General features: G+C 41.0%; 13 protein-coding genes. 1 reads left to right on the plus strand and 12 read right to left on the minus strand.

What is annotated here, in order from left to right; genetic code table 11:
• Positions 1-2: 2 nt before the first annotated feature.
• The gene (locus AAC853_RS13820; RefSeq protein WP_338882506.1) at positions 3-635 is read right to left on the minus strand and encodes a hypothetical protein; all 633 of its coding nucleotides are present in this window, start codon (positions 633-635) and stop codon (positions 3-5) included.
• A 246-nt stretch (positions 636-881) separates the two neighbouring features.
• Here AAC853_RS13820 and AAC853_RS13825 point away from each other — a divergent pair, with 246 nt between their 5' ends.
• Positions 882-1,277 (plus strand): helix-turn-helix domain-containing protein, encoded by a 396-nt coding sequence (locus AAC853_RS13825; protein WP_338882507.1) that lies wholly within the window; start codon positions 882-884, stop codon positions 1,275-1,277.
• A 112-nt stretch (positions 1,278-1,389) separates the two neighbouring features.
• Here the strand turns inward: AAC853_RS13825 and AAC853_RS13830 are convergent, their stop codons facing one another.
• The 11 genes from AAC853_RS13830 to btuD all read right to left on the minus strand — a co-directional run bounded on the left by AAC853_RS13830 (position 1,390) and on the right by btuD (position 11,776).
• Positions 1,390-2,406, minus strand: coding sequence for a lipoate--protein ligase (locus AAC853_RS13830; protein WP_338882508.1), 1,017 nt, complete (start codon positions 2,404-2,406; stop codon positions 1,390-1,392).
• Between the two features lie 75 nt (positions 2,407-2,481).
• Positions 2,482-2,958 (minus strand): C40 family peptidase, encoded by a 477-nt coding sequence (locus AAC853_RS13835; protein ID WP_340614889.1) that lies wholly within the window; start codon positions 2,956-2,958, stop codon positions 2,482-2,484.
• 210 nt (positions 2,959-3,168) lie between these two features.
• Positions 3,169-3,405 carry a DUF7823 domain-containing protein gene (locus AAC853_RS17975; RefSeq protein ID WP_479715120.1) on the minus strand — a complete coding sequence of 79 codons (237 nt, stop codon included), beginning with the start codon at positions 3,403-3,405 and terminating at the stop codon, positions 3,169-3,171.
• 7 nt (positions 3,406-3,412) lie between these two features.
• Positions 3,413-3,799: a 4-amino-4-deoxy-L-arabinose-phosphoundecaprenol flippase subunit ArnF gene (gene arnF, locus AAC853_RS13840; protein WP_189760075.1), complete on the minus strand. Its 387-nt coding sequence runs from the start codon at positions 3,797-3,799 to the stop codon at positions 3,413-3,415.
• On the minus strand, positions 3,799-4,146 hold the full coding sequence (arnE, locus tag AAC853_RS13845) for a 4-amino-4-deoxy-L-arabinose-phosphoundecaprenol flippase subunit ArnE (RefSeq protein ID WP_340614890.1): 348 nt from the start codon (positions 4,144-4,146) through the stop codon (positions 3,799-3,801). The genes arnF and arnE overlap by 1 nt, the downstream gene beginning before the upstream one ends.
• Positions 4,143-5,804 (minus strand): lipid IV(A) 4-amino-4-deoxy-L-arabinosyltransferase, encoded by a 1,662-nt coding sequence (arnT, locus tag AAC853_RS13850; RefSeq protein ID WP_340614891.1) that lies wholly within the window; start codon positions 5,802-5,804, stop codon positions 4,143-4,145. Before arnT ends, arnE begins: the two co-directional genes overlap by 4 nt.
• Before the next feature lie 5 nt (positions 5,805-5,809).
• Entirely contained in the window at positions 5,810-6,703 is an 894-nt protein-coding gene (gene arnD, locus AAC853_RS13855) for a 4-deoxy-4-formamido-L-arabinose-phosphoundecaprenol deformylase (RefSeq protein WP_340614892.1), read from the minus strand.
• Positions 6,704-6,744: 41 nt separating this feature from the next.
• Positions 6,745-8,730 (minus strand): bifunctional UDP-4-amino-4-deoxy-L-arabinose formyltransferase/UDP-glucuronic acid oxidase ArnA, encoded by a 1,986-nt coding sequence (arnA, locus tag AAC853_RS13860; protein WP_340614893.1) that lies wholly within the window; start codon positions 8,728-8,730, stop codon positions 6,745-6,747.
• Positions 8,730-9,707 carry an undecaprenyl-phosphate 4-deoxy-4-formamido-L-arabinose transferase gene (arnC, locus tag AAC853_RS13865; protein WP_340614894.1) on the minus strand — a complete coding sequence of 326 codons (978 nt, stop codon included), beginning with the start codon at positions 9,705-9,707 and terminating at the stop codon, positions 8,730-8,732. Before arnC ends, arnA begins: the two co-directional genes overlap by 1 nt.
• A complete protein-coding gene (arnB, locus tag AAC853_RS13870; RefSeq protein ID WP_340614895.1) occupies positions 9,708-10,853 on the minus strand; it encodes a UDP-4-amino-4-deoxy-L-arabinose aminotransferase in 1,146 nt (381 codons plus the stop codon).
• Between the two features lie 155 nt (positions 10,854-11,008).
• Complete coding sequence (gene btuD, locus AAC853_RS13875) at positions 11,009-11,776, minus strand: vitamin B12 ABC transporter ATP-binding protein BtuD (RefSeq protein WP_340614896.1); 768 nt, start codon at positions 11,774-11,776, stop codon at positions 11,009-11,011.

Raw genomic sequence — 11,776 nt, forward strand, 5'->3', positions numbered from 1 at the left:
AATTAAATAATATTTTTAGAAATACGTTGCTTGCGGACTGAAGGTAAATACCAAAGTGTGGCAATAAAACACAGGGCATAACCCAACATTTCACAGCCCTCTTCCACCATATTTTTAACCGTTCGGTTAAAATGTTCATCCATCAATCCCTTCCACAGTTCACCCATACCAAATAAACGGGAAAACACCAGTACACACAACAAGCCACAAGCCATCATCGAATAACTTTGGTGACGTGTGAAATGGACAAGTCCAGAAAGAGTTTGCTGCCCATATTTACAGGCATACCCAATACAGACTAAAGCAAGTGGAATGGCAAACCATGACCATGCACCATGAAAAAAGAGATTATCAAAATAGATATCTAATTCTCTAATCAGAAGACAACTGAAAAAACCAGCCATTAATACCAATGATGGGCGCAACTTTACATTTTTCTTGGCTTCATAAAACAGCAAAGCAGCAATAATCAACAAAGTTATTTCCTGAAAAATTTCAGTCAGTGAATCTTCATGTACCCCATTTTTCAGGTAATTAACATCCAAAAAGAGTAAACCCGTAACTCCTGCTATCACTAATGCGTAGAAAATAAAAAAAACCAGTTTCCTGATTAAATAGATAATATCCGTTTGCATTACATCCTCGTTTATAATCAATAATGTGGAGCATAATACCACTTACACTAAAATCTGATAAACATCTGGTGCTATGATTTATTTTTTAATCGAAAAAAAATAAATCATAGGTCACAATTATTAATCTGAAACAGCACATTTTGCGTATACGATAAAAAAGAAATTCTTAAAATGGCTCACGCAATAACATAACTAATTATTTATCAGTGTATTTTTAGCAAAACCCCACCCATGTGGAAGGTAAACATGTTAGAAAATGTTATCAACGATATTGTAAGATGGTTAGAAAGCCAACTTCAACGGACTGAAGGTATCAAAATAGATGCTATAGCCCATAAAAGTGGTTACTCAAAATGGCATTTACAACGAATTTTTAAGGAGTTGAAAGGCTGTACATTAGGCCAATATGTACGTCGTCGTCGTCTCCATGAAGCAGCCAGATCTTTACGTGAAGACAATTTGCCAATTCTTGACATTGCTCTTCAATATGGTTTTAGTTCTCAAGCTACATTTACCCGAATATTTAAAAAACATTTTAATACTACACCCGCTAAATTCCGAGAAAATGGATATCTACCTGAGCTCAAGACGTTCTTGCATTGTGAGGAATATATCCACAAGTATAAATATTGTGAAGAATAAATACGAAGTAAAAAATAACTCTCTATGTATTAGAATTATATTAATTATCACCTTTTCTGGTCAACTTCCCTGTCGTTGGCCATTTTTTTGTATTTTACCGAAAATTATTCAATTACTTAAGTTCATTAATTAGCCAATGATATAATTGCTGTAATTCGCCATCCAGAGCGGAATATTGTTCACTAATTTGCAAGATCACTTGCCCAACCGCTCCTGGCTGATACAGTACCCCAATTAATTTTCCGGACAATATTTCAAGCGGAGCAGGTTCCAGACTGTCAGTAAAAACTTGGCAACGGCTAATTACACCATGTTCAACATCAACATGTAATTCAACCCCTCCCCAATGGAATCGCGTCTCCAGTACATGACTAAATGCAGGAGCCTGACCAAAATTCCATTCCCAACTACTCTGTTTAGCAAAAATATCACTAAAACCGGGTAAATCAGGCAAAACCAAGGGAGAAATCACTTCCGCTTTGACTGTCTCACCGAAGTGTGCAAAAAATGCATCGATAATCCCCTGACAAACCCTTTCATGCGTGATGTCAGGCAATAACTCAGCCAAATTCATAACCCTGGAACGAACTGAAGTGATACCTTTCGTCTGTAACTTTTTAGGATCCGGATTAAGATAATCAGCAAGTCGATTTAGATCTGCATTAATCAACAAAGTTCCGTGATGAAAACCTCTGTCTTTTGTTTCCTTATACGCAGAGCCGGAAATTTTACGCTCTCCTTCCGGGGAAGATAGAACCAAATCATTGCGGCCAGAAGCGATTGCATGAACTCCTGTTTTCTGCAATCCTTCCAGGATGATTTGTGTGGAAACGGTTTTGTTATATTCAGGCTTCCCTGCCATAAAAGTGAAACATGTATTACCCAAATCATGAAAAACTGCACCACCTCCGCTACTACGCCGAGCCAGTTTGATGCCATCTCGCTCCATTTTCCGAGTGTTACACTCTTTCCATGGATTCTGCGCGCGTCCCACCACAACAGTATCGGCATTACGCCATAAAAATAGGACACGCTGATTTGGAGGCATTTGTCGAAAAATACATTCTTCAACAGCAAGGTTAAACCAAGGATCATGAGAATCTGAAAGCAACAGACGTAATGAGGACATTTTTGACTCCGGCAAAAAAGAATAGCGCTTTAAGATATCATAAAGCACTGCCGAAACAATAAGATAGACGTAATGTTAAATCCTACGAGCTTGCCAAAAAACACGACGCCAATATACATTATCAAGGGAAGAACGTATTACCCCCTTACTTGTGGAAGCATGAATAAACTCACTGTTAGTATCGTAAATACCCACATGCAATCCACTCTTTCCACTGCCGGTTTTGAAAAAAACCAAATCCCCTGGCATCAGATCGTCTTTACTTATCCATGTGCCTATTCGGGTTTGTTCACTTGTCGTCCGGGGAAGCTGGATATTAAAACGATCAGAAAAAGTTCGGTACACAAAGCCAGAACAATCGATACCATGTTTATCCATGCCACCATAGCGATACGGCGTATTTTGCCATCGTTCAAGTTGATCTTTTAATTGGGCAATGACCATGATCGGATCAAGACTTGCCTTCAGTGGAGATGATTTAGGCTTAGAAACAGGGTTGGTACAACCAATAAGAAATAAACTGGATAGAAAAAACAAATACCTTAATTTCATTACCAAAACCCCGCCATTACTCGCTATTGCATTGATTAACTGAGTTATATTTCTTGCTCATTTTCGTGCAGTTAAGGTTATTTTAAGCTATTTTCCCCCATATAGCATCCCATATACCGTTGTAGAACGACTTTATTGTAAGAAAACAAAAAGGCCACGCCCTTGAAACTTCACATAGCGCAGCCTTAAGTTCAGAGTATAGATTTAAAATTAAAGCCAATTGAAGCAAAAATAAAACGTCTTACTTACGTTTTGTTGCAGAAAAACACCTAATTTTTTAGCATCGGCACTTTGATACTGAGAAGTGCAAAGATATTCTTCATTATTCTCAGAGGAATTACCAAGTAAATAATCCGCTGGAGTGTAAATTTGAAGTTTGCTGCTAATCTGGATACCCCTTATTAAAAAGAGGTAAAATATCTGAAATAAACAAACCTGTGACGACAAATTTTATCTATTTTGTTTCCGGTCTGCTGATTAACCAAACGCCCAATAAGATGAAAAAAACGCCCAACGTTTTTAACAGTGAGACTGTTTCGCTAAACCAAGGTAATAAAGCCACCATTAAATAAACAAAGGCATAACTCAAGCTAATAATAGGGTACGCTTTATTCAATGGCAGATATTTCAATGTGAAAAACCAACATAACATAGATAGTATATAACCCGCCAACCCTGCCATAATCATCAGCAGAGGATTGTGATTTGCCCAAAGCCAGTTGATGTCCAGCCAGTGCATTGATAACGAAAGTTCCGGCAGATGGGCAACTCCCCACTTCAATAACAATTGCGCTACAGTGATCAGCAGGACACTGGCCATCCCCCAAAGATAACCTTTCATTAACTTAAACTCATCAATAAGATCCCGAACATAATGGCAAAAACTCCCATCCAGTGCTTTAATCCCACTTTTTCCTGATACAAGAATTGCCCAATCAAAGTCACTATGACAAAATTTATACTAAGCAGAGGGTAAGCAATGCTCAATGGAAAAAATTGCAATAATCGCAACCAAAATATCATTCCTATACCCAACAGAAGAATAGCACTAGACAGCCATGCCGCCATCGATACTACTTTATGCGGGGTATCTTTTTTCTGCCAACAAGCAACTGCCTGCTTCTGGCATAATTGCCCCGCGCAAGTAAACAAGCTAACCAAAATCAATAAGATTATATTGCTACTCATGGCTGTTTCTTATAAATCACAAGCACAAATCTATGACTACGACGCACAAAATCCGGTTCTGGTAGTTCAGACAACTCACCTTCTGAAGGTAATAGAAAAACAATCGCGACTTGACCTTTTTGACGTGCTTTTACTAGCCATGCAGGAAATTTTTGCGCTGTGATATATCGATATTGGCTATCAGGATATGCAAGACCATATTTTAATTCTCCCTGACGATCAAACAGGTAAATATCACTGCGTTTCAATTCCCAGGCAACCGCAGCCCCCATCCCAACAGACTGAGCCAAAATATATTTACTGTCAGCCAACTCTTTTTCGTTTTGCTGAATGAAATGCTGAGGAAGTTTCGAATTTATCGTCTTATCAGGTAAAGCACTACCTATGGATAGGTTGAGTATAATTGAACAAGCGGCAGCCCATAACCAATATTTACCATCGCGAATAAAACAGAGATAACCAATCCCACCCCAAACGCCAAAGGCAATGATTCCCATAATCCATTTCAGCCACTCGTCGGGTTGATAAAGTGGTGGATCCTTCAAGGTTTCCAGAATAAAAAGTACCAAAATGGCAAGCAATCCGATGAAAACGTTCACCAACCCATTTATTTTCAACACGTTCATGCGGCCATTTTTGACGCAATCGACAGCATATTTTGCCATCATTAAAGCTAAAGGGCCGATAAAAGGTAAAACGTAAGTTGGTAATTTTCCTTTTGCGATACTAAAAAACACAAATGGAACAACAAACCAGCAAAACAAAAAAAACATTTCTGGGTGACTGTTTTTCTCCTTCCAGCTTTTGATTAAAGCACCTGGTAGTAACCCTAGCCACGGGATCACGCCTAAAATCAATACGGGTAAGTAATACCAAATAGGTGCAATATGCTGAGCTTTATCAGAAGCAAAACGCTGTATGTGCTCTACCCAAAAGAAATAATGCCAGTAATCCGGCTCACGCACAGCAATCGCAATCACCCACGGTAGGCTTATCAAAACAGCAAAAATTACGGCAAGAGAACCAAAACGAACCATTTCCAAAAACCGCTTTTGATATATTGTAATGGGTAGCATGGCAATCACGGGTAATGCTAATGCTAGAAAGCCTTTTGTCATAAAAGCCATCCCACAGGTCAGCCCCAGAACAGACCATGCCAAAATCCGTTCTCGGATCGACACCGCCTTAAGCGCCCAATAACAGCTTACGATCCCCGCGGTAATCCATAAAGAAAACATAGGATCAAGGACACTGTAAGTACCAATGGAAAAAACAATAAACATGGAAATGTAGATCAGGCTGGAAACGAAAGCAGTCTGGCGACATTGCCACATCATCATTGCTAAACGATAAAGAAGAAACACGCTGATTAGGATACTAAGTACGGAACCAAAACGGACAGCAAAATTATTATCACCAAAAATCCATTGGCTAATGTTGTTGATCCAATATCCTGCTACTGGTTTCTCAAAATAGCGGATATCCAGGAAATACGGTACGATCCAATCCCCACGTTGCAGCATTTCCCGGCTAATTTCTGCATACCGAGTTTCATCCGGTTGCCATAATGAACGACTATCCAGCGGTAATAAGTAAGTAAGAACAAAAAAAAGAGCCATCAGAACGGCTCCTGCTTTACTCGTTCGGGTGTTCAACATCTGTGCTATACCTCTTGTTGGCAACCTAACCAGCCTTCACGACCAAGAAAATCCGAACGAACAATTTTCCCAATAGGAAGCGTATCCCTATTCTCTGGTAACAAATGGCTTAATTTACAGAACTGAATATCTTGTTGATGAAGCATGTCCAGTAATGCCTCAAATTGTGCAGATTTCGACATCCCTTCGACTTCGGTATGGATCGTATAAACAGGAATCCCATGATCATTTTTAATCGCTGCAAGGATAAAGTGATTAAAATCTGCATCACTGACTTGTGTTCCAACAACTTCATCATAGGTAGGTAATGTGACAGGAATTTGTACAGTTCCCACTTGTCCATCGGGCAAGAGTGGCCTGAATGGATGTGTTCCGCGGCAATCACTGTTGTAATCAAAACCAAAATGTTGTTTAACGGCCAGCACACGTTCATCAGCGCGCCAACCCGCAACGGCTGAGCATGTCACAGTTTTTCCTGTTGCTTTTTGCAAAGCATCAACACCCAATTTCACTTGCTCTGTTAATTCCTTCTCCGACCAACAACCTACTTTTGCCTGCCAACCTTGATGATCCCATGCATGTAAACCTACTTCATGGCCTGCTTCTATTGTTTGCTTCATCAAATGCCCTAAATCTTTTGCGATTTTTTTTCCCGGCCAAGCTGTACCTGCCAATAAAATATCCAAGCCATAGAGAGACACAGCATTTGATCTCAGCATCTTCCAGAGAAACTTTGGACGCAACAGACGCCATAAATGGCGCCCCATATTGTCTGGGCCAACACTGAAAAAAAAGCTGGCTTGAATATGGTGCTTTTGTAAAACTTCAAGCAACCGTGGTACACCTTCCTTAGTGCCTCGATAAGTGTCCACATCAATTCTCAAACCAACTTTTTTCATTACGTTATTTCCGCTCTCTTCCTCGTTTTCCTACTGCCTTTTTAATTTTTCTCTTTCGCTTCTTCAACTGCGCCACGCAGAAAGAAGTCCAATGTTTTATCAATGGTTTGCTTCATATCAATAGTGGGTTTCCAACCTAACAGACGTTCTGCGTTTTTAATGCTGGGTTTGCGGTGTGCAACATCCTGATAGCCTTGCCCATAATAACTGCTGCTTTCGACCTTTTTGAATCCAGCAAATGGGGGAAAGTGCCCCCGCAACTCATGTTGTTCAAAGCTATCTAATAACATTTCGGCTAACTGACGAATGCTCGCTTCATTTGTTGGATTACCAATATTGATTATCTGACTATCGCATCGCCCATCCCGGTTTTCGATGATCCTGTACAGTGCCTCAATACCATCATGGATATCCGTGAAACAGCGTTTTTGTTCTCCCCCATCCACCAATTTAATTGGCGAACCTTCCACCAAGTTCAAAATCAATTGGGTAATAGCCCTTGAACTACCAATACGCGCTGAATTTAGGTTATCCAGCCTTGGCCCCATCCAGTTAAATGGACGGAATAAAGTAAATTTCAGGCCTTCTTGTGTACCATATGCCCAAATGACTCGATCAAGTAATTGTTTTGAAACTGAATAGATCCAACGCTGTTTATTAATAGGTCCAACAATCAGACGCGAAGTATCTTCATCAAACTCTTTATCATCACACATACCGTAAACTTCGGATGTGGAGGGGAAAATAATCCGTTTATTGTATTTAACACAATAACGAACAATTTTAAGGTTCTCTTCAAAATCCAGCTCAAAGACTCGCAAAGGATTACGGGTATATTCAATTGGCGTCGCAATTGCCACTAATGGCAGGATGACATCACATTTTTTGATGTGATATTCAATCCATTCAGTATGAATGCTGATATCTCCTTCAATAAAGTGAAAACGTGGATTACCAATAAATCGCTCAATCGCAGAAGAACCAATATCCATCCCATAAATGTCATAATTGCCATCACTCAACAACCGTTCAGTCAGATGGTTACCAATGAATCCATTCACACCCAAAATGAGTACTCGTTTACGGCGACTGATTTGGGTTGTTGCTTTAGGACCAACATGAACCCCTGCGACAATACCCATCTCAAGAGCTAATCGATTACCTTGAACATAAAGCCCTGACTCCCCTTGGCCGCTAATAATTTCCAACGCACCATCACCACAAGCAATCACAAAGGGATCCGTCGAGATTACGGTTCCTGGGCGTTTTCCGTGGGACTGATCAAGTGGCCGTGAACGCCAAATCGTCATCTTACGTTCACCGAGAAAAGTAAATACCCCTGGGTAGGGTTCTGTCACCGCCCTGACTAAGTTGTTAATCTCTTTGGCAGACTTATTCCATGCTATCTCACCATCTTCAGCGGTACGACGGCCAAAATAAGTGGCCTGGCTTTCATCCTGTGGAATTGATGGATAATGACCTGATTTTATTTGAGGCAGAATACGATCCAATAATTCAACTGTCGCTTCACGTATTTTTTCATGTACTCTCAGCGAAGTATCATTTTCACCAATCTGTACAACCTGTTGCGCGATAATATCTCCCGCATCCGGCTTCTCCAGCATTTTATGTAATGTTACACCGGTTTCAGCCTCGCCATGGAGTACAGCCCAGTTAACCGGAGCACGGCCACGATATTTAGGCAACAAGGAGCCATGAAGGTTAAACGCGCCTTTTTCAGCCAGTGACAGAATTTCCTGGCTAAGCATGTTGCGATAGTAAAAAGAGAAAATAACATCTGGTTTCATCTCACGAATGCGTTCAACCCAAAGCGGGTGATTCACATTTTCTGGTGCAAACACAGGTAACCCCAAATCAGCACCGATACGTGCAACAGAAGAGAAAAAGTGATTTTCATTTGGATCATCTGTGTGAGTGAATACAGCCTGAACATCAAAACCCAATTTGACTAATGCATTAAGTCCGACACAACCAATATCGTGATAGGCAAAAATAATTGCTTTCATTAGCTTTCTTCCTGATTATCGTTAGTCTTCTTAATTCCGACCACTTTCTGAATAAAATAGCGCGGACGAGCACGTACATCGTTATATATTCGACCAATGTATTCACCCAACAGTCCCATGGCGACGAACTGTGCCCCAATGAACATGAAAAGAATAGCAAACAGGGTAAACACCCCTTCAGCAGCCCACATTGAACCAAATATAAGGCGCAGAACAATCAATAACACCGCCAACAAAAAACCTGTTATGGCAATGATACTTCCCGCGACGCTTAGTAACCGCAATGGTGCAGTAGTTAAGCACGTCAGAAGGTCATACATCAGGTTTATCAGTTTCATAAAACTGTATTTGGAGTCCCCAAACTCACGCTCTGCATGGGCCACGTCAATTTCTATTGTTCTGCGTGCAAAGGTGTTGGCAAGGATAGGAATAAATGTACTGCGCTCATGGCATTGAAGCATCGCACAGACAATATGACGTCGATAGGCGCGCAACATGCAACCATAATCCCCCATTGAACGCCCTGTCGCCTTAGTTATCATCGCATTGATTATTTTAGAGGCGGCTTTACGGAACCAAGAGTCCTGCCGATGAATACGACGAGTTCCCACAACGTCATACCCCTCTTCCGCCGTTTTAACTAAACGGGGAATTTCTTCCGGTGGGTTTTGCAAATCAGCATCAAGTGTAATAACCAGATCACCGTCAGCTTGATGGAAACCGGCCATAATGGCTGAATGTTGCCCATAATTACGGTTAAGCAAAATTGCAATCACATGATTTTCTGGAGATTCTGCCGCCTGAGTTAAGATCTCGGCAGAACTATCATGGCTGCCATCATCGACCAAGATTAATTCGTATTTCTGTTCTAATTTTTGGCACGCTGCGAGCGTTCTTTCCAATAATTGGGGTAAACTTTCTTCTTCGTTGTAAACAGGAATAACGACTGAAACTTTTTTGATCTTCTCAAATATCACTTAATTATGCTCCGAAAGAATTTCAGTTATTACATTCACGACACGATCTACATCATCATTGCTCATGTCGGGAAAAAGAGGTAATGAACACAATGTTGATGAATTCCACTCAGATACAGGCAAGGAAAGTTGTGGATAACGCTCACGATAATATTTTTGTGTATGCGCGGCTCTGAAGTGCAAACCCGTGCCAATATTTCTATCCTTTAGGCGTGCCATAAACGTATCGCGGTCAATGCCACAGATATTTTTGTCAACGCGTACCATAAAAAGATGGTGGGAATGCAAATGCGCATATTCTGGGGCTTTCAGCATTTGCAGCGGTGAATCAATAAGAGCGGCAGAATAGCGAGCCACCAATTCCCGACGGCGTTCATTCATTGATGCCAGTTTGCCCAATTGCACAACTGCCATCGCCGCATGAATATCTGATAGGTTGTATTTAAAACCCGGCTCAATCACTTCCGCTTGGGGTTTTCTGCCCTGAATTTGTCTATCAAAAGCGTCAACAGCTAAGCCATGAAATTTTAAACAGCGGATCCGCTGGGCAAGTTCATCATCATCTGTAACGAACATGCCACCTTCGGCACAGGTCATGTTTTTTATCGCATGAAAAGAAAAAATTGCGCTACCCCGTTCTCCGATCCATTCATTTTTATAACGAGTGCCGACAGCATGAGCTGCATCTTCAATCAGAGGAATTTTCGCTTTTTGGGCTACAGCGCGAAGAGCATCAAGATCACAAGGCGCTCCTGCATAATGAACGGGAATAATTGCTTTGGTTTTGGGAGTGATCGCTTTTTTGATTGTTTCTGCGCTGACCATTAATGTATCACGGTCAACATCAACCATGACAGGTTCAGCGCCTAACAAGCAAATCATATTGATAGTAGAAACCCAAGTTTGGGAAGGCGTAATGACTTCATCACCTGGGCCTATGCCAAGAGCCAACAAAGCCAAATGCATTCCCGCAGTCGCGGAACATAGAGCAATGGCATGTTTGCAGCCAAACATAAGAGAAAAATCTTGCTCTAACTGATGGTTTTGTGGGCCTGTAGTAATCCAGCCGGAGTGTAAAACTTTCTCTATCGCTTCTATCTCTTCGCTGCCAATTGCAGGACGAGAAAATGGCAAAAAATTATCCATAATCGTTTTGTGCCTTGTATATCCTAATTGCTTTATAATCGATCGATTCTAGGTAATGATTTTTTAACGAAACATCAACGAAAAACAAATTATGGTCAACCAAACACCAAAAACAGATAGCAAGCAATAATTATGGTAGATTTCGCTTACAGGAATTACACGTGGCTGACCCTCCATAATTTATAGCTGTCATTTTTGATATGTCCAATATTTACCTCAAAAACTTCTGATAAATTTCGTTCTGTCATGATATTCTGTGGCATGCCTGATGCTAACAATTTCCCATGAGAAAGCAGCCATACTTCTGTCGCTTGTTCATATGTGTGGTTAAGATCATGGCTACTCAATAATACCGTTCCTCCCAACGCACAAAATCTTTTTATTAACTTATCCAAAACGGCTTGTTGGGTGATATCAAGATTATTTGTTGGTTCATCAAGTAAGAGTAAACTTCCAGCAGGATTTAGCTCCGGCCATATCTGAAAAAACGTACCCGCCAATCTGACTCGTTGCCACTCTCCGCCGGAGAGTTGACCAATGGACGAAGTAAGCAATGGCAGGAGTTTCATTTGCTGGCACAGTTCATACAACACATGTTCACTGTGAGCCAATGACGTACATTCAGGGCGGAACATATCTAGATACTGAAAAACCGGCATGATAGGAACAGAAGAAGCCTGAGAGAACCAGGCACGGTGCTTTGCCAATTCGTGCTGGCGGTAATCCTGCAAGTTTCGGCTATGCAAACAAATAGTGCCGCTATAGGATAACACGCCCGCAATTGCTGCAAGCAGAGTACTTTTCCCTGAGCCATTGAGTCCCACCAAATGAATCTGTTTCCCTACCGCAATAGTCCCAGACAATGAACTCAATCTATTGTTAACACTAACATTATCCAGTTGCAAAATCGGCTGACTGATCAT

The organism is Xenorhabdus thailandensis, assembly GCF_037996785.1.
Classification (GTDB): domain Bacteria; phylum Pseudomonadota; class Gammaproteobacteria; order Enterobacterales; family Enterobacteriaceae; genus Xenorhabdus; species Xenorhabdus griffiniae.